This window comes from Brachybacterium hainanense, assembly GCF_042434575.1.
Classification (GTDB): domain Bacteria; phylum Actinomycetota; class Actinomycetes; order Actinomycetales; family Dermabacteraceae; genus Brachybacterium; species Brachybacterium hainanense.
Genome location: NZ_JBHLSV010000012.1, coordinates 17,339 through 40,567, shown reverse-complemented (window position 1 = coordinate 40,567; position 23,229 = coordinate 17,339). Strand labels below are relative to the sequence as shown.

Below are 23,229 nucleotides of genomic sequence, written 5' to 3'. Positions count from 1 at the left end.
CCATCCGCCGATGAGCCGGGCGGCGGGACGTCAGGCCTCCGGGCCCCCGTGCAGGTAGGCGAGGGCCCGGGGGCCTTCGCTCACGTCGAACCACAGCAGGGCAGGGTCGGTGTCGTCCTGCTCGACGGCGCGCGCTCCCAGCTCGGTCACGTGCAGGGAGGCGATCCTCAGACCGGTCGCGGCGGTCGTGACGACCCCGTACGCCCCGGCCTCCTCCCCCGCCTCCGCGAGCGCGGCGTCCTCCGTGTCCCCGGCGACGACGAGAGCGCGACGGTGCGGATCGTCGTCGTCGGAGCCGGTCTGCAGCGCCGCGTACACCGCGTCCTGCAGGGCGTCGTACTCGAGGTCCTCGAGGTCCTCGCGGGGCCGATCCGCACGGGCCGAAGCGGTCACCGCCCAGGCGGTGCGGCCGGGCTCGAGCGCGAGCCGGGCCGCGCCGGAGCGCAGGAGGGCGTGCTCGGTGTCGGCGACGGGCAGGAAGATCCTCATGGGACCATCCTGCCATCCGCTCCCGCCGCGACCGGCGCGAGCAGTCCCAGGACACGTCCCGAGACGGCGATCTCCGCGAGCCGGCGGCGCAGGGCGCTGCGCGGCGCGCCCTCGGCGAGGAGGGTGCCGTCCCATGCCGCCCGGCGACAGGCGACGGCGTCCTCGGGGAGGGCATCGAGCGCGGCCAGCTCCATCCGCCCGGTGATCAGCTGCTCGAGCCGCTGCGGGGCCACGAGCGCGGTGGTGCGGTTCAGGACCACGTGGAGGTCCTCGACGCCCAGCTCGGCGAGTCGCTCGCGCTCGCGGATGAGCCGCGTGATGCCGACCGGTTCGGCGTCGACCACGGCGATCACGGCGTCGGCGTGCTGAAGGGCGCTCAGGGTCGCCGCGTTGCGCTGCGGCGCGCTCGTGTCATACGTGAGCTCCTCGTCCTCCTCGAGGTTCGCGGCGACGTCGACGACGATCAGGCCGCCGCGACGGCGCAGACCGGCCCATACCCCGTCGAGTCCGCTCGAGCGGACCTCCGCCCAGCGCCCCGCGACGCCGATGCCGGTCAGCAGCCGCAGACGGGGACCGAGGGCGGGAAGGAGGGCCTCGAGCGTCGCGTCGTCGAGAGCGTCGCGGGCACTGGCCCGGCAGGCGGCCACGAGTCCCGGGGCCTCCTCGAGCACGCCGAGGACCTGGGCGAGGCTCGGCGCGTAGGTGTCGGCGTCGACGAGGACGGTCTCGCAGCCGGCCGCCGCCGCCTCGGCGGCGAGGTTCGCGGCGACGGTCGACCGGCCAGGAGCGCCGTGCGGCCCCCAGACGACGACCATCCGGGACGGCGCCGCCTGGGCCGTCTGCGCGAGGGCCGGGGCATCCTGCGTCCAGACATCGACGTCGTCATCGTCCCCGAGGGCGTCCTCGACCGCGTCGAGGATCTCCTCGACGGGGGCGCTCGCGTCGACCACGTGCCGCAGCCCGAGATCGGTCCGGCCGAGGGCGGCACTGTCCGTGCGCAGGCCGACCAGGGCCGCACCGGCCCGCAGCAGCTCCGCCGCGACGTCGCGGTCGAAGCCACGCACGGTGAGGTCGATCACGACCGCGTCGCCGATCCCCGCCTCCACGGCGCCGCGGGTCTCGGCCAGGTCCGCGCAGCGGCGGACCACACGGGCCCGCCCTCCCGGCAGCCGCGAGAGCTCGTGGACGAGGCGGACCTCGTCCGCCCCCGAGGCGCACAGGACGATGTCGATCACGCCGCGGCCCCCTGCGCTCCGGGGACGCCGATGACGTCCAGACGGGCGTCCTCCGACAGGGCCTCGAGCACCCGCGGCACGTCCTGTGCCGGGACCAGGACCTCCACGGTCATCGAACGCATGCCGATCGCGCTGCCCTCGTCGACGCGGCGCACCACGGCGGAGTCGATCAGCAGCTCCGCGGTCGGCTGGGCCCCGTCGCTCCCGGCGCGGGTGCGCCACAGCTCGACCTGACCGCCCGGCCGCACCGACTCCGCCACGGACTCCGTGACGGGGAGCACGACCGGGCGCAGCGGACGGTCCGTCCCCTGGCCCACGGAGGAGAGGCTCAGCAGCTCTCCCGCACGGATGGTCTGCATCGCGACCGATCCCTCGGGCACGTCCGCGGGATCCACGACGTACAGCCCTTCGGTCTCCCCCAGGCGCACGTCGACCGTCACGAGCTTGTCCGCGGTGATGACATCGCCGGGGACGATGTCCTCCCGCGCCGCGAGCACCGGGGTCGTCTCCGCGAGGCGGCTGATGACGAGGGATCCCAGCAGGACGCTGAGCAGGACCAGGACGATCCCGACCACGAGCCGGGGGTCCTTCCACTGGGGCCGGCGCAGGCGCATGACGGCCGGGGACGGATCGGGCATGGGACAGGCCTCCTGCCGGGAAGAGGGCGGGGCGCGGAGGAGATGCGCTGAGGCGAGAGTAGACGAGCCCGGTGCCGTCGGGGGCCGATCATCGCTCCTTGTGGAAAACTCCCACCGTCGCGAGGCGAGCACCCATCGCTGTGGAGAACCCGGGGCCGAGGCGCGTCGGCCCCGCCGCTCCCACAGCGGCCGGTCGGCGCTCCGGCCGCTGTGGGAGCGGCGGGGATGCGACAATGGCCTGGCCCGATCGTGAGGAGATGCCATGCCCGCCCGCTTCGTCCCGCTGGCCGATGTCGCGGAGACCCTGTCGATCTCCGCCTCGCAGGCCTACGCTCTCGTGCGCTCCGGGGAGCTGCGGGCGATCAAGGTGGGCGGACGCGGACAGTGGCGCGTCGAGCTGAGCGAGCTCGAGGACTACATCCAGCGCAGCTACGCGGAGACCCGCACCTTCCTCGAGCAGGAGCGCGCGGCGGACGCGGCCGGCTCCGAGAGCGCCCGCTGAACCGGGCCCCCTCCCGTCGCCCTCATACCTCCTGCAGGAGCAGCAGGGCGGCGAAGGGCACGACGATCTCCTGACGTCCCGGCACCCGGCTCGCCTCTCCGGTGGGCGAGGTGAGCACGTCCAGGGCGTCCGCGCCCACCGCCCGGATCCTTCCGTGGCAGGAGCCTCCGTCCGTCCGGATCCGCACGAGCGAGCGGTCCCGGGCGAGACGCCGCAGCACGTGCCCGATGCCGCGCGGCAGGCTCGCCCGCGACTCCTCCGCCGGCCGCGCCCGCGCCGTGAGACCCTCGACCATCGCGATCCGCGGCATCGGCACGAGGGATCGCCCTCCCTCGACGGCGGCACGCAGGAGCACCCATCCCTCCCCGACCTCGTCGACGATGCCGTCGACGCGGATCCCGCCATCGAGGTGGATCCCCACCGGACGTGACTGCGCGGCGCGGAAGCGATCCGCGAGCTGGACCTGGGACCTCTCGGCGCGGGCGAGCTCGTCGGACATGGCGCGCATGTCGAGGCCCTCGAGATGCGCGAACCGTCCTTCGAGGTCGTCGAACATCCTCCCGAGGCTCATGGACCCACTGTAGCCAGCTGGGGTCGGCTCCGGTCCCCCGGCTCCCCCTCCCGCCTCTCTCGGCCTCGCTCCGCTTGCCCACATCAGCGGACCGTCGTAGGGTGCATCACATGACAGCAAACTCCATCAAACTTCACCATAGGACCGAGAGATCCCCGGATCACGAGCGCTCCGCAGGACGCGCCCCGCGGCCCATGGCCTCGGCCGTGCTGGCCATGACCGCCCTCGCCCTCGCCCTGATGTGCGCGGGGACCTTCGCGCATCTCCTCCCGCAGGCGCTGCACGGGGCCGGGACGAGCGGCATGGTCGCCAGCGCGATCCTCCTCCTCGCGGCCGCCGCCGGACTCGGCTGCCTGTACCTCGCCCTCATCTGGACGCTCGCCGCGGTCGCAGCCGCAGGCCGCTCGGGACGGGGCGGTCGCGTCAGCCTCCAGGTGCTGCGGGTCCTCGCCCCCGCCCTGGCCCGCCGCCTCGCCGTCGGCGCGGCGACGACGGCCGCGGTCGGCACCCTGGCCCTCTCCCCGGCGCTGGCCACCGACTCCTCCGCCTGGGACGAACAGGCCGGTCCCGCCCCTGCCCCCATCGCCCTGCCCATGGGCGGGACGGGGGTGGCGCGGTCCGCGGCGGGCGCCGAGCTCGAGGTGCTCCCGATCGAGGGGGACTCGGCGCGCGACGCCGGGCCCGGGGACGTGCACGTCGCATCGGAGGGGAAGCCCGGTGCGGGGGCGCCGTCGCGCCTCGGATGGGCCGACCCGGCGCCGGTCGTCGCGGCGGGCGCGGATCAGGACGCGGGGCCGGAAGTCCCGGACCCGACCTCGGTCGTCGTCCGCCCCGGCGACAGCCTCTGGTCGATCACGGACGACCTGCTCGGCCCCGGTGCGGACGATGACGCCCGCATCGCAGCGGTCTGGCCGGAGCTGTACGCCGTCAACAGCCGGATCATCGGACCCGATCCCGATCTCATCGAGCCGGGGATGGTCCTCGCCGTGCCCGTCGGCGTCGATGCGGCCGCCCAGGACGAGGCACCTACCGCCGCTCCCGGAACCGATCAGCAGGAGGAATCATGACCGCCACCGACCAGCGCTCCGCCTCAGCCCCGGCCGGGACCGGATGCGCACCCGAGGACCCGCGCTGCGTCGAGCCCATGGTCGAGCCGATCGCACGCAGCGCGATCGAGATCATCCGCGACGCCCGCCCCGTCACCGCGCTCTCCCGGATCGTCACGCCCGAGATCTCCGCGATGCTGGCGCGTCGCGCCTCGCTCACCCGTCGGCTGCGGGGGACGACGACGCGCCGCGATCCCCGATCCCTGCGGATCGCCGTGACCGGGGTGCGGGTATGCATCGTGGACGAGCGCACGGTCGAGGCGAGCGCCGTGCTGCGCGAGGCCGACCGGGCTCGCTTCCTCGCCATGCGCTGGGAGCTGCGGCACACGGGCTGGCGGGTCACCGTCCTGGAGATCGGCTGATGCTCTCCGCGCCCGCTCGCGCGAGACCGGCGGCGGCCCGGCATCCGCGAGGATGCCGGGCCGCCGCCTTGCGCCGCGGGCGTCTCAGCGGCGACGGCCGCTGCGGGGCCCCGTGCTCCGGGAGGCGGAGTCCGGACGCGGCTTCTCGCCGCTGTCCTCGGGGTTCTGCGCGGAACGGGCCGCAGGATCCGCGCGCCTCTGGCGCTCGAGCTTCGCGCGTCGGCGCCGCTCCGCACGGGACAGCGACCGGACGTCCTGGGCGCCGCTCGCCTCCGCGGAGCTGTAGCGCAGCTGTCCGGCCGAGGGGCCGTCGCCGAGGCCCTTCGCCTCCAGCACGACGTCGGCCTCCGCCGCCCCGTCCTCGCCCTGCTCCGACTCGGCCTGCTCGTCCTGCCCTGCAGCCGGCGCGGCGGCGCCGGTCGCCCCCGCGGACCCGCTCGCGGCGGCGACGGCCTTCACGCTCGCGCCGACGGCGCCGACGAGCTTGGACACCGCCTCGGGGACGACCGGAGCCGCCTTCTGGACCGTCACCTCGAGGTTGTAGAGGTAGCCGACGGCGTCCTCCTTGATCCCCGCGGTCATGTCGTTGAACATGAGGTGGCCCTCGCGCTCGTACTCGATGAGGGGGTCGCGCTGGGCCATGGCCCGCAGTCCGATGCCCTCCTTGAGATAGTCCATCTCGTAGAGGTGCTCGCGCCAGCGGCGATCGATCACGGACAGCAGGACGCGGCGCTCCAGCTGGCGCATCGCGGCCTCGCCGAGCTCCTCCTCGCGGCGGTCGTAGGCCAGGCGGGCATCGGCCAGGATCTCCTCGCGCAGATGCGAGGCGGAGAGGTTCTCCTTGCCGCCCGCGTCCTCGATGAGCTCCTCGGCGGTGATGGAGATCGGGTAGATCGACCGCAGCGCCCCCCACAGCTCCTCGAGGTCCACGTCCTCGGGGTTGGTGCCTTTGGTCGCCGCATCGACGCTGCCGCCGATGACCTCGTCGATGAAGCGGTCCACGTGCTCGGTGAGGTCCTCGCCGTCGAGGATGCGGCTGCGCTCCTCGTAGATCTTCTTGCGCTGCTTGGTGAGCACGTCGTCGTACTTGAGGACGTTCTTGCGGATCTCCGCGTTGCGCGACTCGATCGAGGTCTGCGCCCGCTGGATCGCTCCGGAGACGACGCGGCCGGTCAGCGGGATCGACTCGTCCACGCCGCCGCGGGCGAGGAGCGACTCGGCCATGGTGGCGTTGAACAGACGCATGAGATCGTCCTGCAGCGACAGGTAGAAGCGGGACTCCCCGGGGTCGCCCTGGCGCCCGGAGCGTCCGCGCAGCTGGTTGTCGATGCGACGCGACTCGTGACGTTCGGTGCCCAGCACGTACAGGCCTCCGAGCTCGACGACCTCGTCGTGCTGCTCGGCGACCGCCTCCCGGGCCTGCTCGATCGCCTCGTCCCAGGCGGCCTCGTAGCCCTCCGGGTCCTCCTCCGCGTCCAGCCCGCGTCGCGCGAGCTCGGCATGGGCCATGAACTCGACGTTGCCGCCGAGCATGATGTCGGTGCCGCGGCCGGCCATGTTGGTCGCGACGGTGACCGCGCCCTTGGCGCCGGCCATGGCGACGATCGACGCCTCCGAGGCGTGGTTCTTGGCGTTCAGCACCTCGTGGTCCACACCCTGCGCGGTCAGCAGCTTGGAGAGGTACTCGGACTTCTCGACGCTCGTGGTGCCCACCAGCACGGGCTGACCGCGGTCGTGACGGGCGACGATGTCCTCGACGACGGCGTCGAACTTCGCCTTCTCGGTGCGATAGACCCGATCGGCCTGGTCCTGGCGCTGCATCTCCTTGTGCGTGGGGATCGGCACGACGCCCAGCTCGTAGGTGTTCATGAACTCGGCGGCCTCGGTCTCGGCGGTGCCGGTCATGCCGGAGAGCTTCTCGTAGAGCTTGAAGTAGTTCTGCAGGGTGATCGTGGCCAGCGTCTGGTTCTCCGCCTTGATGGCGACGCCCTCCTTCGCCTCGATCGCCTGGTGCATGCCCTCGTTGTAGCGGCGACCTGCAAGGATGCGGCCGGTGTGCTCGTCGACGATGAGCACCTCGCCGTTGAGGATCACGTAGTCCTTGTCGCGCTTGAACAGCTCCTTCGCCTTGATGGCGTTGTTCAGGAAGCCGATCAGCGGTGTGTTCAGCGACTCGTACAGGTTGTCGATGCCCAGGTGGTCCTCGACCTTGTCGATGCCCGACTCGAGGATGCCGACGGTGCGCTTCTTCTCGTCGACCTCGTAGTCGCGGTCGCGGCGCAGGAGCTTCACGACCTTCGCGAACTCGCCGTACCACTTGTTGGCGTCCCCGCCGGCGGGGCCGGAGATGATCAGCGGCGTGCGCGCCTCGTCGATGAGGATCGAGTCGACCTCGTCGACGATCGCGAAGAAGTGCCCGCGCTGGACGCGGTCCTTCGGCGAATGCGCCATGTTGTCACGCAGATAGTCGAAGCCGAACTCGTTGTTCGTGCCGTAGGTGATGTCCGCGGCGTACTGCTCGCGACGCTGCTCGGGGGTCAGTCCCGCCGTGATCACGCCCGTCGTGAGTCCCAGGGAGCGGAACACGCGGCCCATGATGTCGCTCTGGTAGGTGGCGAGATAGTCGTTGACGGTGACGATGTGCACGCCCTTGCCCGCGAGGGCGTTGAGGTAGGCCGGGAGCGTCGCCACGAGCGTCTTGCCCTCGCCGGTCTTCATCTCCGCGATCCGACCGCGGTGCAGGGCCGCACCGCCCATGACCTGCACGTCGTACGGGCGCTGCCCCAGGGTCCGGCGCGCCGCCTCCCGGACCGCGGCGAAGGCCTCGACCTGGATGTCGTCCAGGGTCTCGCCGTCCTCGAGGCGCTCCCGGAACCGCGCCGTCTCCTCCTTCAGCTCCTCGTCGCTGAGATCGGTGAAGACGTCCTCGGCCTCCCCCACCCGCTGGGCGATGGACTCGAGCTTCCGCCGCTCCCTGCCCTCGCCGGCGCGCAGGATCTTGTCGAAGAGGTTCGCCACAGGTACTCCCGTTTCGTCTGGAATCGTCCCGCCGGACGCTTCGTGCCGTCCCATCGTAGTCGCCGGTCCTGCGGATGCGATGCAGGAACGGAGGCGGATCACGCCGGCTGCGGGACCTCGGATCCCGAGCGGACCACGGCGGCGAGCGCCGCCGAGAGCTCGCCCGTCCCGGCTCCCGTGAGGACCTCGACCGTCTCCAGGCCCTGCCAGCGAGCCGCCCGGGACAGCTCTCCCGCGAGCGCCGGCACGATGCTCTCGACCGTCGGCCGCTCCCGCGGTCGCATGCGCCCGAGCTCCTCCCGGTAGGCGCCGCGCACCTCGAGCACGCCGCGGGCCCGGTCCGCCTTGAGGTCCACCCGGGCCGGGAACCGGTCGCCCTGCAGGAACGGGAGGGAGTAGTACCCGCTGCTGCGCTGCGCGGCCGGGGTGTAGATGCCGATGCGGTACTCGACGTCGTACAGCGTCTGCAGCCGCGGCCGGTGGAAGACGATCGGGTCGAAGGGGCTCACGAGCGCGGCGCTGCGCAGCGGTGCCGGTTCCGGCGCATCGCGGTGCAGCAGGAAGGGGCGGGGCCCTTCCGGCAGCTCGACGTGCACCTCCCTCAGCTCGCCGCTGCGACGCAGCTCCTCGATCGCGGGCCGCACCTCCGTCTGCCCGAGCCGGAAGTAGTCGGCGAGCGAGGACGGCTGGGCGATGCCATGGGCGCGGGCCGCCAGGGACACGAGGGCGCGCAGGGCCGCCGGGTCCGCGGAGCCGTCCGTCGGCGGCGCGGGCAGGTCCTCCGCGCGGGGCGCCCCCTCGACCAGCATGTAGAGGCGCTCGAACTGGCTGCTGCGTCCCACGCAGTCCAGCTCGCCGCTGCGGAAGAGGTACTCGACCGCCCACTGGCTCGAGGTGCGCCGCCATCCCCAGCCCTCGCCCCGGTCGGTGTCGCCGAGATGGCGGCTGACGGCGGCGGCGCTCAGCGGCCCCTGCTCCCGGACCACGTCGCGGATCTCGTCCAGCAGCTGCGGCGACTCGCGGGCGGCGCGACGCACGGCCTCCCAGTCCCGGTGCCGCGCCCGGGCTCGGCGGAAGGCGAGGAGGTCGTGCACCTCGTGGGTGGCATAGGCGGCTTCGTGGGCGAGGGCCTCCCGCACCAGGCGCTGCTCCCCGGGCCGCGAGGCGGTGTCGAGGACGGCGGGGTCCCAGCTGCCGGTGCGCGTGAAGACCGGGAGGTGGTGGGCGCGGGCGAAGACGCTCACGGAATCGATCTGCAGCAGATGCGTGCGCTGCAGGGTTCCCGCGAGCGCCTGCAAGCTCCCGCGGCGGGAGGACGGCCGTGCCGTGCGCCGGGCGGGTCCCATTCCCTGGGCCCGCAGCGCGATCCGGCGAGCTCGCGCCCAGCTGAGGGTCTCGGTCATCGACGCCTCCCCGGCTCGAGAGGGCATCGGCAGGGTCGAGGGGCGCAGGCGGGCCCACGGGCGGGAGAGGTCATGCGGGCACGGTACCGCCGATCCGCGGACAGGAGCTGTCCGCAGACACGGCGGGGCGGGAGGCAGTCTCGCGCCTCCCGCCCCGCCGTCCCGGCGATCACCGCCTCAGGCGTCCTCAAGCTCCCGATCGAGCTCGATCACGCCGTAGCTCCAGCCCTTGCGGCGGTAGACCACCTTGGGGTTGTTCGAGTCGGCATCGATGAACAGGTAGAAGTCATGTCCGACGAGCTCCATCTGGTAGAGCGCGTCATCGATCGACATCGGGTCGGCGGCATGCCGCTTCTCGCGGATCACGACAGGGCTCAGGCCCTCGTCGGCCGGAGTCTCCTCGGCGGCGGCATCGGTCGCCGCCGCGGCGGCCTCCTGGGCGGCGTCCGGATCCGTGGGCAGGGTGCGCAGGGACGCGACCGAGGACTGGTGGGCGCGCTCCTTCCCGCGATGGCGGTCCTTGCGGCGGTCCCGTGCGCGGCGCAGGCGCTCCAGGAGCTTGCCGTAGGCCACGTCCAGCGCGGCGTAGAGATCGTCGGCCCGGGCCTCGGACCGGATGATGGATCCGTTGTCGTGCACCGTGAGCTCGACGCGATCGCTGAGCTCGCTCTGGCGCGGGTTGTTCTCGTGCGACACCTCCACGTCGACCCGGAGCGCGGCCGGGGCGAGCTGGGTGACTTTGTCGAGCTTGTCCTCCAGGTGGCGGCGGAAGCGCTCGGGGACGTCCATATGGCGTCCGACGACATTGATCTCCATGAGGTCCTCCTCGGAATCTTCGGCGCGGCCGCTCAACGCCCGGCCGCCATGGCGCTGGTTGGGGGACCCACCTCCTCGTCTCGAAGGCACTCGTCGTATCGAGTGGAGCCAGCATGACACGAACCCATGGGACTGCGCAGGGAAAACGCCGAGCAATCTCATCGCGCGGACGTCCCGGGAGCCGCCGTGCTCGTCGGGGCGGAGGATCCGGGGCGAGGTGGCGCAGGCCATCGCGCCGAGGCGACGACCACCGCGGCGAGCGTGCGATCGGCCCACGGCGCCCCCTCGTGGACGGCGCGCAGCGTCGCACCCGTGGTGACCACGTCGTCGAGCAGGATCACCCGCGGGGCGCGATCGCCGTCCCGCTCCGCGGGCGCCCGCGGACGGGACAGGACAGCGACGCGGAATCGGCGATGTCGGCGCTGCCGGGACCCCTTGCCCGCCTGGGAGCCGCTGAGGGAGCCGTGCAGCGCCCTCACCGGCACGCCCGTGCGCTGCGAGAGCTCCCGGGCGAGCAGCCGCATGTGGTCCTCCCCGCGGCGTATCCGGCTGCCCAGGCGCGAGGGGACGGGGACGAGCACGGCCTCGTGCGGCTCCTTCCCGGCCAGGAGCGCCGTGATCACCGGGGCGAGCGCATCGGCGATCTGCGCGGTGCGATGGAACGCGCCGCGGTTCTTCCACTCGACGACGAGCCGCTGCAGCGGGCCCGCGTACTCGCCGAGCGCGAGCACCGGGAAGAGCGCGTCGTAGTCGACCCCGGCGGGAGCGTGCGGCCCCAGCTCCCGCACGCGCGCCGCGCCCACGTGCTGCAGCGCGTCGCAGACGGACTGCACCTCCTGCGCCCCCTGGTGCAGAAGCGCCCGGCAGGCGGGGCACAGCAGCGTCCCCTCCTGCCCGCACGGGCATTCCAGCGGGAGGACGAGGGCACAGGTGTCGAACAGGATGCGTCGCAGCAGGCCCGTCGCGGACGCGGTCCCCGCGGAGCGGCCGCCGGCAGAGGGCGATCGGGGAGGCGGGAGGGGCGGGGAGCCGGCGGACATGACCCCAGACGATCATGTCCGGCGCCGCCGCACCGGGCGATGTGGACAGGACCGGCATGGGGAGGAGGGGCGGGGAGGGCGCGGGAGGCGTGCCATGGGGAGGCGGAGAGATCCGCCGGAGGAGGGCCGTCAGTAGAACGCCGGGTCACGCGCGGGCAGGTCCACCGGGGACCAGCCCGATCCCGTCGAGCGCAGCAGCGTCCCGTCCGAGGTCGTCGCCCAGATCGTCTCCGACAGCGCGCTGCCCGCGACCCGGTTCGTGCCCGGGCGCGGGGTCGGCATCGTCTCGAGCCCCTGCATGAGGTCCAGCACCAGCACCTGCGGCTCCTCCCCGGCGGCGGCGGACCCCAGCAGCAGGAGCTTGGCCTCGTCGTACCAGCTGACCAGAGCGATCTCCTCGAGGGCCGCGTGCAGGGCGACCGGGCTGGTGAGCGCGGTCGGCTCGCCCTTCCCGCTGCGGACCACGGCGCACAGGTCCAGGCGAGTGCCCGCGCGGTCCGCGGACAGCACGACCAGGCGCGTGGCGTCGGAGGACAGGTCCACCCCGCGCACCTCGCGTCCGGCGAGCCAGGGCGCGTCGACGGAGGCGTCGAAGGCCGAGGCCGCCGAGGAGACGGCGAGCAGCGCCCCGGCGTTCGCGACCGGCGCGGTCCACACGTACCCCGCATCGTCCACGCGCGGGGCGATGACCCGGCCTCCCTGGGCCGCATCGCGGCGGGGCACGGAGCCGTCGGTCGAGGCGAGCAGCAGCGTCGAGCCGTCGGCCGCGAGGGCCGCGGCCACCGGTGTGGACTGGCCGATCGCCGGCGCGGACACCGCCACATCGGCGAGCGCCGGCACGAGCTGCGCCGCATCGGCGCCGGCGGTGGTGTCGGCCAGCGAGATGATCCCGGTGGGTCCTGCGCCGATGGGCCGGTGCCCGGGCAGAGGCCGGGACAGGCCCTGCCCGGCGAGGTCGACCAGCTCGCCGTCGGACTCGACCCGCACCGCGCTGAGACCCTGCAGGGTGCGCAGGGAGGTCTGGATCTGGACGAGCGCCCGGGTGCGCTGCGGCTCGGGAAGGGCCCGCACGCCCTCGGGCAGCACGAGGCGGGTGCCCCCGTCGGGATCGACCGTGACCGGGGCCTCCGCGAGCTCCCCGAGGTCGGGGACCGCGCTTCCGACCGCGGCGCCGAGCACCTCCGAGGGCCCCGCGATCAGCTGGGTGAGCAGCTTCTGCACGTTCTCCTGCAGGGGGAACCAGCGCGGGTCCGGCACGAGGTGCAGACCGCGCGGGTCCACGAAGTACAGCCGCGCCGGGGTGAACAGGTTCTCGAAGGCGGCCTGCGAGAGGAACACGCCATCGGGCGCGGCGGCGATGCGCCATCGGCCGTCGACCTGCTCGAGCTGCAGGTCGAGCTCGCGGGTCGAGGCCGTGCCGAGGATCGTGCGGATCCCGCGCGCGTCGACCTGGGCCTGCGCCTGCACCGTGAGGCGGACCTCGCCCTCCGTCGTCTCCATGACCTGCAGCTCCATGCCGGCGGGATAGATCGTGACCGCCGCCTCCGGGTTCCAGGTATCGCGGAGGCCGGGCGCCAGGTAGGCGCGGGCGACGGCGTAGTCGTCCTCCGGCCCGACGCCCGCCTGCACGAACCCGAGGACGATCTCCTCCGGCGTCGCGCCGTCCCGCGGAAGGAGCGGCTGCACGTAGGGGGCGTCCAGCACGGCCGAGCCCGCGAGGGTCCGCTGCTCGACCGGCGAGGAGACGGGGATCCTGGCGCAGGCGCCGAGGGCGAGGCCCGTGCCGGCGAGCGCCGCGGCGCGCAGCAGGGTCCGTCGCGGCGGGAGCGGGCCGATGCGGCTCATGCGGGATCCTCCTCGGTGTCGATGCGCGGCAGGTCGTCGGGGCGGACCACGCTCTGGCCGCACGGGGCCGGGGTGCTCTCCGGCACCTCGCCCGGCTGCTCGATGAGGGCGAAGCGCCGCTCGAGCGGCAGCGGCGAGCGGTGCAGCACCGTGCCGGGGCGGCGCGGCAGCGTCAGGCGGAACACGGCGCCGCTGCCCTGCTGTCCCCAGGCCTGCAGCCAGCCGCCGTGCAGATGCGCGTCCTCGGCGCTGATCGCGAGCCCCAGACCCGTTCCCCCGAGGGTGCGGGCGCGCGACGGATCCGCCCGCCAGAACCGCTCGAAGACCTTGCTCGCGCTCTCGGGCGAGATGCCGTGGCCGAAGTCCTGGACCACGACCGCGACCGCCTCGTGGTCCGCGCCGGTCTGCACCAGGACGGGATGCCCTGCCCCGTGCTCGATCGCATTGGTCAGCAGGTTCCGCAGGATCCGGTCGATGCGGCGACGGTCGACCACGGCGCTCGTGGCCCCCGACTGATCGAGGCGGATGACCACGCCCTGGCGCCCGGCGAGCGGGCGGATGTCGTCGATCGCCGCACGCACCAGCTCCCCCATGTCCTCCCGGCGCGCCTCGAGGATCGCGGCGCCCGAGTCGAAGCGGGAGATCTCCAGGAGGTCGGCGAGCAGGGAGTCGAAGCGCCGCACCTGCGTGGAAAGCAGCTCGGTCGTGCGGGCGAGCTCCGGCGAGAAGGCGTCGCGTCCGTCCTCGAGCACCGATGTCGCCATGCGGATCGTGGTCAGCGGCGTGCGCAGCTCATGGGAGACGTCGGAGACGAAGCGCTGCTGGACGCGGGAGAGCTCGGTGAGGTCCTGCACCTTCTGCTCGAGGCTCTGCGCCATGTCGTTGAAGGACTCGCCCACGCGGGCCAGCTCGTCCCCGCCCTTGACCTCGACGCGGCTGGTCAGATCTCCGTCGGCGAGGCGCTCCGCGGCGGAGGCCGCGCGCTGCAGCGGGATCGTCACCAGGCGCGAGACCACGAAGGCGACCCCCACCATGAGGGCGAGGAGCACCGCGAAGCCGCCTGCCATGACGCGCTGCACGAACGAGAGGGTGCTCTGCTCCTCGTGCAGGGAGAAGACGAGGTAGAGGTCGTAGCTGCCGCTGCCGGCGACGGTGACGCGGGTGCCGACGAGGATACCCGGGTCGGTGCCGCCGTCGGGACGGGCGAGCGCGACGCTGCGGTAGGTGAGCGCGTCGGGGTCCTCGACGAGGGCGGCCGTGAAGTCCTCGTCGGCCTCCTGCTCGACGAGGTCGAGCACGGTGCGGTCCGAGGAGATGGGCACGATGCCGCCGGTCTCGTCCACGGGGATCAGGGCGGCCTCCCGCCCGGCGCTGTCGGTGCTCTGGCGCACCGTCTGGATGAAGTCCGTCGCGGAGTCGCGCTGCTGGGTGGTGGTCGTCCCCACGGACTGCTGCAGGAGCACGATCAGGTCGTCCCTCAGCACCGAGGACTCGTCCAGGACGCGCTCCTGTCGCTGGTCGAACAGGCCCTCGGCAATCACGGACGACAGGTAGGCGCCGACGGTGAGGATCGAGATCATGGCCAGCAGGATCGTGACCGCCACGACCCGGGCGGCGAGCGACCATCGGAAGATGTCCAGGCGGGCGGGGCCGTCCGCACGGGCGGCGGTCACCGGCTCCGTGTCAGGAGCGGTCACGGCACGGGGCCCGTCGTCTCAGGCCTCGGCGCCGGCGCGATAGCCCACGCCGCGCACGGTCACCACGACACGCGGGTTCTCGGGGTCTCGCTCGATCTTCGAGCGCAGGCGCTGGACGTGCACGTTCACCAGGCGGGTGTCCGCCGCGTGGCGGTACCCCCACACGTCGCGCAGCAGCACCTCCCGGGTGAAGACCTGCCAGGGCTTGCGGGCCAGCTGCGTGAGCAGGTCGAACTCGAGCGGTGTCAGCGGGATCGTCTCGCCCTCCCGGCGGACCTCGTGCCCGTCCACGTCGATCACGACGTCGCCGATCATGAGGGTCTCGGTGGTCGGCGCGTCCGTGCGGCGCACGCGCGCCTTGATGCGGGCGACCAGCTCATCGGGCTCGAAGGGCTTGGTGAGGTAGTCGTCGGCGCCGGCCTCGAGGCCCTCGACGACATCGGCCGTGTCGGAGCGGGCGGTCAGCATGATCACCGGCACTCCGGACTCGCGGCGCAGGCGGCGGCACACCTCGATGCCGTCGATGCCCGGGAGCATGAGGTCCAGCAGCACGAGGTCCGGCCTCACCCGCGGGAACGCCTCGAGCGCGGAGGCGCCGTCGGGGGTGGTCACGACCTCGAAGCCCTTGCCGCGCAGGACGATCCCGACCATCTCGGCGATGGCCTGGTCGTCGTCCACCACGAGGATGCGAGAAGGCGTCGTCATGCGCTCATTGTGCCACCGCCCCCGCCCGCGCGGAGGCAGCGCGGGGAGCCGACGCGACCAGAGGCGCCGCGGGATTCGACCAAGGTCGGTGCATGCGGACGCATCGCGCCTCGTACGGTGGTTCCCACGATCACCTGCGAAGGAAGACCGCCATGAGCTCACCCTGGTCCGCCCCCGGATCGCTCCCCGCTCCGCAGACCCACGCCGACGCGGCCCCGGAGCTCGACCCCTCCGGAGCCCCCGCCTCCCCGCTCGAGCGGGAGCTGACCGCGCGCGTCCCTCTCTTCCCCCTGCGGCCCATGAGCCTCGGAGAGATCCTGAGCGCCGCGATGCGGATCTACCGGGTGCGGCCGAGGACGGTGTTCGGCCTGTCCGCCCTCGTCTTCGGCCTCGCCTTCGTGATCACCTCCCTCCTGCAGGGCGCCGGGATGATCCCGATGATGGTGCAGATGCAGGGGCTGGCCGACGACCTGACCGCCGAGCTCGAGTCCGACCTCTCCCTCGGCGAGTCGATCCTCACCTTGGTCACGAGCGTCGCGACCGGTCTGGTGACCATGATCGCCGCACAGCTGGTGACGGTGGTGCTGGCCCGCGTCGCTCTCGACGAGGCCACCGGCCGCCGCAGCACCGAGGACCTGGTGCCCGCGACGCTGCGCCGCCGCGGTCTCCCCGCGGTCGTGCTCGGCCTGCTCGTGGGGATCGCGAGCATGGTCCCGCTCCTGGTGCTGACGATGCTGGGCGCTGTCCCGCTGCTGATCGTGCAGGAGCCGCGCTGGTGGACGATCCTCCCGCTCGTGCTCGGCGCGCTCCTGGGCCTGCTGGGCACGCTGTACATCTCCTTCCGCTGCATCCTCGCGGTGCCGGTGCTCGCCGCCGAGGAGGTCGGCGCCCTCGGTGCCCTGCGCCGCTCCCTCACGCTCACCCGCGGCGGACGCGGATGGCGGGTGATCGGCATCGGCGTGCTCATCACCGTGCTGTACGGCATCGCGCAGCAGGCCGTCGGAAGCGTCTTCGGCATCATCGCGACCGTCCTCTACCTGGGCATCCTGCTCGCCACGAACTTCACCGCCCTGGCCCTGGCCATGTCGCTGATGCTGATCGTCGCCATGTTCGGGACCTTCCTGGCCACCGTGCTCGTCGCCCCCTTCCTCGCGGCCGGGATCACCGCCCTGTACGCCGATGCGCGGATGCGCGGCGAGGGCTGGGACGTGGAGCTGCAGGCGGCCGCCCGCGGGGAGCGCGCCGCCGCGAGCCCCTCGCAGGAGACGCGGGCGTGAACCCCGTGGACCCGGACGAGGCGCGGCGGAGGATCCTCGAGGAACTCTCCCGCTCCGAGTACCGCGAGGGCGACGGCTTCATCGCCTGGCTGCTCGGCGTGATCGAGGCCTTCCTCGACCGGATGGTCGCGGACGTGTCCGGCTCCGGACCTGCCCAGTGGGCCATCGGGATCGGCGGGGGCCTGCTGGCCGTCGCGCTGCTCGTGCTCGTGGCGCGCCGCACGGGGCTGCTGCGCGGATCAGGTGCGCTGAGCGTGTCCGCGGCTCTCGATGGCGAGGAGGTCGCGGGCGCGGACGAGCTGCGGGTCCGCTCCCGGCTCGCCCTGGACGCGGGACGCCTCGACGACGCCGTCGTGCTCGCGCTGCGCTCGCTGGTCCGCGACCTCGACGAGCGCACCCTGCTCGAGGTGAGCGCCGGCATGACCGCCCACGAGGTGGCCGCCGCAGCCAGCGTCCCCTTCCCGGACCTGCGACGACGGCTCGACCTGGCTGCGGCCGCCTTCGACACCGCCGCGTATTCGCGACGGAGCGCCAGCGCGAAGCAGGCCGAGGACGCGGTCCGCCTGGTCGAGTACGTCGCCCAGACCACCCCCGACCTGGCGCGTCTCGCCGGCGAGGGGGCGGCGCCGTGACCGACCCCTCCGCGCAGAGCCCGCGCCGCAGCCGGATCCTCGTCGCCCTCATCGCGGTCGCGATCCTCGCCGCCGTGCTCGTCACGGTCCTGCGCGGCACCTACCGCGACGGCCCCCTCGAGCCCGACGCCCCCACGGCCCAGGGCTCCAAGGCCGTGGTGCGGGTCCTCGAGGATCTCGGGACGAGCGCCGAGCCGCAGCGGCGCACGACCGAGGCCGCCCAGACCCTCGAGGCCGGCGGCACCGTGCTCGTCACCACGCCGAACCTGCTGAACAGCGCACAGATCGACCTGCTGGCCGAGGCCCGCGAGACGGGGGGCGGCCGCCTCGTGCTCGTCCAGCCCGACTTCGTCACCGTGTCCGCCCTCGCCCCCGGGGTGCGGCCCTCCGGGAGCTCCGAGGAGCGCGAGCGCCTGACCTCCTCGCCGGACTGCGGGGAGGCCTCCTTCGGAGCACGCACCGTTCTGGCCGCCCCGGTCGAGGGCGTCTCGGAGTCCTCGACCGCGTACACCGCCCCCGAGGGGGCGAGCTCGTGCTTCGCCCTGCGCGGCGGCAGCCTCGTCGTCGTCACCGACGGCGTCACGGTGCTCGGCTCGGCGAGCCTTCTGAGCAACGGGGAGGTCGGCACCCTGGACAACTCCGCGGTCGCCCTGAACGCCCTGGGCGATCCGCAGGGGCTCGGCTGGTACCTGCCCTCGGCCACCGACCCGATGTCGACCTTCGCGCCGACCCTGCTGGACTACCTGCCGTCGTGGACCGGCCCGGTCGCCGTCTGGCTGCTGGCCGTGACGGGAGCGGCGCTCCTCGCGCTCAGCCGCCGCCACGGCCCCGTCGTCCTCGAACCGCTGCCGGTGCAGGTCCGCGCCCAGGAGCTGACCATCGGCCGGGCGCGGATGCTGCACCAGGCCCGTGCCCACGACCACGCCGCCGCCGCTCTCCGCGCGGCGACCTGCGCCCGGCTCGCGCACCGGCTGGGCATCCACCGGGAGACCCGGCTGGACCCTCTGCTGGACGCCCTCGCCCCCCACACGACCCTCGACGCCGCCCGTCTGCGGCATCTGCTGGGCCCGACACCTCTGGCCGGCGACCGCGAGCTGGTCGCCCTGGCCCACGACCTCGACCTTCTCGAGAAGGAGATCTCCCGATGACCACCCCGATCCCCGATACCGGGCACCGAGAGCGCATGACCGCGCTGAGCACCGAGATCCACAAGGCCGTGGTGGGCCAGGACGCGGCTGTGACGAGCCTCGTGGTCGCCCTCCTGTGCCGGGGCCACGTCCTGCTCGAGGGCGTGCCCGGCGTCGCCAAGACCCTGCTGGTGCGCTCGCTCGCCGCAGCCCTCGACGTGCAGATGCGGCGCCTCCAGTTCACCCCGGACATGATGCCCGGCGACGTGACCGGCTCCCTCATCTATGACAGCGCCACGAGCGATCTCGTCTTCCGCGAGGGCCCGGTGTTCACGAACCTGCTGTTGGCCGACGAGATCAACCGGACGCCGCCGAAGACCCAGTCCGCCCTGCTCGAGGCGATGGAGGAGCGCCAGGTGACCGTCGACGGCGTCAGCCGCCCTCTTCCGGAGCCGTTCCTGGTCGTCGCCACCCAGAACCCCATCGAGTTCGACGGCACCTATGCCCTCCCGGAGGCGCAGCTGGACCGGTTCCTGCTCAAGGCGGTGCTGCCGCTGCCCGAGCGCGACGACGAGATCGACGTGCTGCGCCGCCACGCCGACGGCTTCTCCACGAGCGACCTCGCCGGAGCGGGCCTGCGCGCCGTGGCCGATGCCGGATCCCTGCGCGCCGCCCAGGAGGACGTCGCGCGCGTGCGCGCCGAGGACGCGGTGCTCCAGTACATCGTCGACGTGTGCCGGGCCACCCGGCGCTCCCCCAGCCTGCAGCTGGGCGCCTCGCCGCGCGGCGCGATCGCTCTGCTGCGCACCTCCCGTGCCTGGGCCTACCTGGGCGGGCGCGATTTCATCACCCCCGACGATGTCAAGACGATGGCGCCGGCCACGCTCTCGCATCGGGTGCGCCTCACGACGGAGGCGGAGCTCGAGGGCGCCGGCATCTCCTCGGTCCTCGCCGCGACCCTCGCCTCCGTCCCGGTCCCCCGCTGAGGTCGACATGCGCATCTCCCCCACCGTCCCCGGTGCGCTCAGCGCGCTGCTGGCGACCCCGTTCCTCGTGCTCTGGCCGAGCGCGTGGACCCTGCTGGCCTGCACTCTCGCCTGGCTCGCGCTCCTGGGGATCGATGTGCTGCGCACCCCGGACCCGCGCCGTGTCGCGGTGCGCCGCGAGGCTCCGGGCCAGCTGCGTCTGGGCACGAGCGCGACCGGGCGCCTCCTGCTGACCAATCCCGGCCGTGCCCCGATGCAGCTGCACGTGCGCGACGCCTGGAACCCGACGGCAGGGCTCGCCCGGCAGCGGGAGCACCTGCGGATCCCCGGCGGCGAGCGCCGCGCGATCTCCCAGGTGTTCACCCCGACCCGCCGGGGCGAGCATTCCTCGCGCGCCCTGGTCATCGACTCGCGCTCCCCCTTCGGCCTGATGCGGCGCAGCGCCCGGCCCGCCGTCCCCGGCCGGATGCTGGCGCTGCATGCCTTCGGATCCCGCAGGCATCTGCCGTCCCGGGTGCGGCGCCTGCGCGAGCTCGAAGGGCTCGCGGCCGTGCATCAGCGCGGCCAGGGCACCGAGTTCGACTCCCTGCGCGACTTCGTCGACGGCGACGACGTCCGCTCGATCGACTGGCGGGCCACGGCCCGCCGTCGCAGCGTGGTCGTGCGCACCTGGCGGCCCGAGCGCGATCGGCATGTGCTGATCGTCGTGGACACCTCCCGGACCTCCGCCGCCCGGATCGGCGAGGGGCCGCGCCTGGATGCAGCCCTCGACGGGGCGCTGCTGCTGACAGCGCTGGCGACCGAGGCCGGGGATCGCGTCGACGTGCTGTGCATCGACCGGATCCCCCACGTCTCCGTCAGCGGGTCGAGCCCGCGGACGGTCCTGCACGACGTGGTCGCCGCGACCTCGCCCGTGCAGCCGGCCCTGGTGGAGACGGACTGGGAGCAGGTCGCCGCGCAGATCGAGCGCCGCACCCGGAGGCAGGCCCTGGTGGTGCTGCTGACCCCGGTCGAGCCCTCGGTGGTGGAGCAGGGGCTGCTGCCCGTGGTGTCGCGGCTGAGCGCCGCGCATCCCGTGGTGATCGCCTCCGTCGCCGACCCCTCCCTCGCGCAGCTGGCGGCGGGCCGGGCCGATGCCGAGGCGGTCTATCGGGCCGCGGCCGCCTCCCGGACCATGCTCGAGCGCGATGCCGTCTCGCAGCTGCTGACACGGGCCGGGGCGCACGTGGTCGATGCCGGCCCCGACTCCCTGCCGCAGGCCCTCGCCGACCGGTACCTGCTGCTCAAGGCCGCCGGCCGCCTCTGATCCCGGCCGACTCTGATCCCGGTCCCGCGACGCAGGCTCCCCAGCGGGGCGATCGGCCCCGTCCGGGGCGCGCGGGAGCAGGTGCGCGGACGGCTTGGGCAGCGGCATGCCCAGCGCCCTCGTCCCGTGCGCGTGAACAGGTCCGGCTCGGCGACAGCCGGGTCAGCGGCGATCGGCCGTGGGCATCAGCCGCGCACCGGGCACCGAGGAGGGCGCAGGATCACGAGGCGACCGCGACGCGGTCCCCGACGAGGTCCTCGGACAGGTCGCCGCTCACCCCCGACCGGTGCACGGTGCGGCCGCGGCCGAGCATGAGCCAGAGCACCCCGGCCCAGGCGATCACCCCGATCCCGATCCGCACCGCAGCCGGCAGGCTCGAGGGCGTCACGAAGGCCTCGATGAGCCCGGCGACCAGCAGCAGGGGGACCAGTCCGATCGCGACCGTCACCAGGGCGCGCGCAGCGCTGGCGAGGGCCCAGCCGCGGGGCAGCGGTCCCGGCCGCACCCAGGACCAGAACAGCCGCAGACCCGCACCGGCACCGATGCAGACGCAGGTGATCTCCAGCAGCCCGTGCGGGAGCAGGAACACGAAGAACGTGCCGAGGCCGCCGTGAGCCGCCATCACCCCGGCGGACAGCCCGATGTTCAGCCCGTTCTGCAGCAGCATGAGCACGGGCCAGAAGCCCGTGATGCCGAAGACCACCGCCTGCACGGTGATCCAGGCGTTGTTGGTCCACACCTGGGCGGCGAAGCCGCTGGCCTCGCCCTGGAAGTAGTAGGCGACGAAGTCGCGCTGGGCGAGCATCCGCTGCTCCGCCTGCGGCACGACGGCCTCGCGGGCCCCCGCGTCCAGGCCGAACCACAGCCCGGTCACGAGGGTCGACAGCACGACGAGCGCGCCGCACAGCGCGACCGACCAGCGGGCCTGGTGGAGGGCGGAGGGGAAGTCCTCCCAGAGCATCGTGCGGGCATGGCGCCACAGCGGGACGCGGGCACCGGTGATGCGCCCCCGCGCCCGGTTCAGGAGCATGGACAGCCGTGCGGTGAGCGTCGGATCCGGGTTCGTCGAGCGCACCGTCGAGAGCTGCGTCGCGACCCGCTGGTAGAGGGCGATCAGCTCGTCGATCTGCTCCGCATCGAGACGACGGGAGCGCGCGAGGCGGTCCAGGCGGTCCCAGTCCTCGCGGTGCACGGCGATGTAGGCGTCGATATCCACCGTTCCAGCGTAGGCGGCGGGACCGGGCCCCGCCTGCGACGAAAGTAGGCGTCACCGGCGGCGGAAGCCGACGAGGGATCGTGGTCCGGCGACGCGGCTCCTGCGAGACTGGGGGCATGGATGCACAGACCGCCCGGCAGCGCGACGCCCTCATCACGGGCGAGGCCGTGCTCCTGGACCTGCTCCCCGCCTCGTTCGCGACGCGCATGGTCTCCGCGATCATCGACGGCGTGCTGCAGCTGATCCTGTTCGCGGCGATGACGGTCGGCACGGCGCTCGCCGCGGCGAGAGGGGGTCTCGACGACGGCTTCGTCGCGGCCGCCCTGCTGCTGGCCGGCGTCCTCGCCTGGATCGGATACCCGGTCCTGTGCGAGCTGCTGCTGCACGGCCGCTCCCCGGGTCGTCTGGTGATGGGCACCCGCGTGGTGCGCGAGGACGGCGGACCGGTGCACCTGCGCCAGAGCATCCTGCGCGCCGTGATGGCGATGTTCGAGATCTGGTCGACCTCGGGGGCGCTGGCCCTGACGACGAGCGTGATCGATCGGCGTTCGCGGCGGCTGGGCGACATGCTCGCCGGCACGCTCGTGATGCAGGAGCGGCTGCGCGCGCCGATCCCCCGCCGTGAGCAGGTGCCCCCGGACCTCGCCGACTGGGCGGCGACAGCCGATGTGGGGCGGCTCCCGCTGACGCTGGCCCAGGAGATCCGCGGTTTTCTGCCGCGGGCCGGCGCGCTCGTCCCGGAGTCGCGGCGCATCCGCTCTCGCGATCTCCTCCAGCGCACCCTTCCCTCGGTGTCGCCTCCGCCGCCTCCGGGCACGGATCCGGAGGACTTCCTGCGCGCCGTGATCGCGGAGCGCTCGCGGAGGGACGAGGTGCGTCTGCGCCGGGCCGCGGAGCGCCGCAGCGCCGATGCCGAGCAGGTGGCCGCCCTCCCCTTCCGCGCCTGAGGCGTCCGCGGATCGTGCGCGGCAGGATCCGCCGTGAACGGCAGGATCCGATGCGCGGCTCCGGGGCCTGCATGCCGCCGACGCCTGCCCGGGACGCGGCCCCGCTGCCGCCCCGAGGACGATCAGACGTCGATCCCGCTCACCGGAACCGCCGCCCCACGGGGTCCGACCCTCGCCGAGGCACCACGACGACCCCCGACGGCGACCAGGCCTCGAGCCCCCTCACCGGAACCGCCGCCCCACCGAGGTGTGACCGTCGTTGACGCACAACAACAGCCCCGGGGCGAGAGCTGCCCGTGGTCGAGGCACAG

General features: G+C 73.5%; 21 protein-coding genes. 9 read left to right on the top strand and 12 right to left on the bottom strand.

Annotated elements, in window-relative coordinates:
- Nucleotides 1-30: 30 nt before the first annotated feature.
- Genes ACFFF6_RS11090 through ACFFF6_RS11080 form a run of 3 tightly spaced genes read right to left on the bottom strand, consistent with a single transcriptional unit; the run spans nucleotide 31 to nucleotide 2,362 of the window.
- A complete protein-coding gene (locus ACFFF6_RS11090) occupies nucleotides 31-489 on the bottom strand; it encodes a DUF6912 family protein (RefSeq protein WP_376980652.1) in 459 nt (152 codons plus the stop codon).
- Entirely contained in the window at nucleotides 486-1,724 is a 1,239-nt protein-coding gene (locus ACFFF6_RS11085; RefSeq protein ID WP_376980650.1) for a CpaE/TadZ family protein, read from the bottom strand. Before ACFFF6_RS11085 ends, ACFFF6_RS11090 begins: the two co-directional genes overlap by 4 nt.
- Nucleotides 1,721-2,362: an SAF domain-containing protein gene (locus tag ACFFF6_RS11080; protein WP_376980648.1), complete on the bottom strand. Its 642-nt coding sequence runs from the start codon at nucleotides 2,360-2,362 to the stop codon at nucleotides 1,721-1,723. The genes ACFFF6_RS11085 and ACFFF6_RS11080 overlap by 4 nt, the downstream gene beginning before the upstream one ends.
- Nucleotides 2,363-2,624: 262 nt before the next feature.
- Here ACFFF6_RS11080 and ACFFF6_RS11075 point away from each other — a divergent pair, with 262 nt between their 5' ends.
- Nucleotides 2,625-2,864, top strand: a complete 240-nt coding sequence (locus tag ACFFF6_RS11075; protein WP_376980646.1) for a helix-turn-helix transcriptional regulator — start codon at nucleotides 2,625-2,627, stop codon at nucleotides 2,862-2,864.
- Nucleotides 2,865-2,886: 22 nt separating this feature from the next.
- On the opposite strand, the gene ACFFF6_RS11070 is transcribed toward ACFFF6_RS11075, so the two are convergent.
- On the bottom strand, nucleotides 2,887-3,435 hold the full coding sequence (locus ACFFF6_RS11070) for a hypothetical protein (protein WP_376980644.1): 549 nt from the start codon (nucleotides 3,433-3,435) through the stop codon (nucleotides 2,887-2,889).
- Nucleotides 3,436-3,629: 194 nt separating this feature from the next.
- Between ACFFF6_RS11070 and ACFFF6_RS11065 the strand changes: the two genes are divergently transcribed.
- Nucleotides 3,630-4,502 carry a LysM peptidoglycan-binding domain-containing protein gene (locus ACFFF6_RS11065; protein WP_376980642.1) on the top strand — a complete coding sequence of 291 codons (873 nt, stop codon included), beginning with the start codon at nucleotides 3,630-3,632 and terminating at the stop codon, nucleotides 4,500-4,502.
- Nucleotides 4,499-4,903 (top strand): Rv3235 family protein, encoded by a 405-nt coding sequence (locus tag ACFFF6_RS11060; RefSeq protein ID WP_376980640.1) that lies wholly within the window; start codon nucleotides 4,499-4,501, stop codon nucleotides 4,901-4,903. Before ACFFF6_RS11065 ends, ACFFF6_RS11060 begins: the two co-directional genes overlap by 4 nt.
- A gap of 84 nt (nucleotides 4,904-4,987) precedes the next feature.
- Here the strand turns inward: ACFFF6_RS11060 and secA are convergent, their stop codons facing one another.
- The 7 genes from secA to mtrA all read right to left on the bottom strand — a co-directional run bounded on the left by secA (nucleotide 4,988) and on the right by mtrA (nucleotide 15,427).
- Entirely contained in the window at nucleotides 4,988-7,921 is a 2,934-nt protein-coding gene (secA, locus tag ACFFF6_RS11055; RefSeq protein ID WP_376980636.1) for a preprotein translocase subunit SecA, read from the bottom strand.
- A 98-nt stretch (nucleotides 7,922-8,019) separates the two neighbouring features.
- On the bottom strand, nucleotides 8,020-9,324 hold the full coding sequence (locus ACFFF6_RS11050; RefSeq protein WP_376980634.1) for a winged helix-turn-helix domain-containing protein: 1,305 nt from the start codon (nucleotides 9,322-9,324) through the stop codon (nucleotides 8,020-8,022).
- A gap of 177 nt (nucleotides 9,325-9,501) precedes the next feature.
- Nucleotides 9,502-10,140: a ribosome hibernation-promoting factor, HPF/YfiA family gene (gene hpf / locus ACFFF6_RS11045; protein ID WP_376980633.1), complete on the bottom strand. Its 639-nt coding sequence runs from the start codon at nucleotides 10,138-10,140 to the stop codon at nucleotides 9,502-9,504.
- A gap of 158 nt (nucleotides 10,141-10,298) precedes the next feature.
- Complete coding sequence (locus ACFFF6_RS11040; RefSeq protein WP_376980631.1) at nucleotides 10,299-11,180, bottom strand: ComF family protein; 882 nt, start codon at nucleotides 11,178-11,180, stop codon at nucleotides 10,299-10,301.
- Nucleotides 11,181-11,309: 129 nt separating this feature from the next.
- A complete protein-coding gene (locus ACFFF6_RS11035) occupies nucleotides 11,310-13,025 on the bottom strand; it encodes an LpqB family beta-propeller domain-containing protein (protein ID WP_376980629.1) in 1,716 nt (571 codons plus the stop codon).
- A complete protein-coding gene (gene mtrB, locus ACFFF6_RS11030; protein WP_376980627.1) occupies nucleotides 13,022-14,722 on the bottom strand; it encodes an MtrAB system histidine kinase MtrB in 1,701 nt (566 codons plus the stop codon). Before mtrB ends, ACFFF6_RS11035 begins: the two co-directional genes overlap by 4 nt.
- A gap of 18 nt (nucleotides 14,723-14,740) precedes the next feature.
- Entirely contained in the window at nucleotides 14,741-15,427 is a 687-nt protein-coding gene (gene mtrA, locus ACFFF6_RS11025) for an MtrAB system response regulator MtrA (protein ID WP_376980625.1), read from the bottom strand.
- A gap of 152 nt (nucleotides 15,428-15,579) precedes the next feature.
- Here mtrA and ACFFF6_RS11020 point away from each other — a divergent pair, with 152 nt between their 5' ends.
- From ACFFF6_RS11020 to ACFFF6_RS11000, 5 genes are read left to right on the top strand one after another with little or no spacing between them, the layout of a single operon-like run.
- A complete protein-coding gene (locus tag ACFFF6_RS11020; RefSeq protein WP_376980623.1) occupies nucleotides 15,580-16,704 on the top strand; it encodes a glycerophosphoryl diester phosphodiesterase membrane domain-containing protein in 1,125 nt (374 codons plus the stop codon).
- Complete coding sequence (locus tag ACFFF6_RS11015) at nucleotides 16,701-17,336, top strand: DUF4129 domain-containing protein (RefSeq protein ID WP_376980621.1); 636 nt, start codon at nucleotides 16,701-16,703, stop codon at nucleotides 17,334-17,336. Before ACFFF6_RS11020 ends, ACFFF6_RS11015 begins: the two co-directional genes overlap by 4 nt.
- Complete coding sequence (locus ACFFF6_RS11010) at nucleotides 17,333-18,484, top strand: DUF4350 domain-containing protein (RefSeq protein WP_376980619.1); 1,152 nt, start codon at nucleotides 17,333-17,335, stop codon at nucleotides 18,482-18,484. The genes ACFFF6_RS11015 and ACFFF6_RS11010 overlap by 4 nt, the downstream gene beginning before the upstream one ends.
- Nucleotides 18,481-19,449, top strand: a complete 969-nt coding sequence (locus ACFFF6_RS11005; protein ID WP_376980617.1) for an AAA family ATPase — start codon at nucleotides 18,481-18,483, stop codon at nucleotides 19,447-19,449. The genes ACFFF6_RS11010 and ACFFF6_RS11005 overlap by 4 nt, the downstream gene beginning before the upstream one ends.
- 7 nt (nucleotides 19,450-19,456) lie before the next feature.
- On the top strand, nucleotides 19,457-20,755 hold the full coding sequence (locus ACFFF6_RS11000) for a DUF58 domain-containing protein (RefSeq protein WP_376980615.1): 1,299 nt from the start codon (nucleotides 19,457-19,459) through the stop codon (nucleotides 20,753-20,755).
- Between the two features lie 220 nt (nucleotides 20,756-20,975).
- Here the strand turns inward: ACFFF6_RS11000 and ACFFF6_RS10995 are convergent, their stop codons facing one another.
- Nucleotides 20,976-21,971, bottom strand: a complete 996-nt coding sequence (locus ACFFF6_RS10995; RefSeq protein ID WP_376980613.1) for a stage II sporulation protein M — start codon at nucleotides 21,969-21,971, stop codon at nucleotides 20,976-20,978.
- Between the two features lie 116 nt (nucleotides 21,972-22,087).
- Between ACFFF6_RS10995 and ACFFF6_RS10990 the strand changes: the two genes are divergently transcribed.
- Entirely contained in the window at nucleotides 22,088-22,918 is an 831-nt protein-coding gene (locus ACFFF6_RS10990) for an RDD family protein (protein ID WP_376980612.1), read from the top strand.
- Nucleotides 22,919-23,229 lie beyond the last annotated feature (311 nt).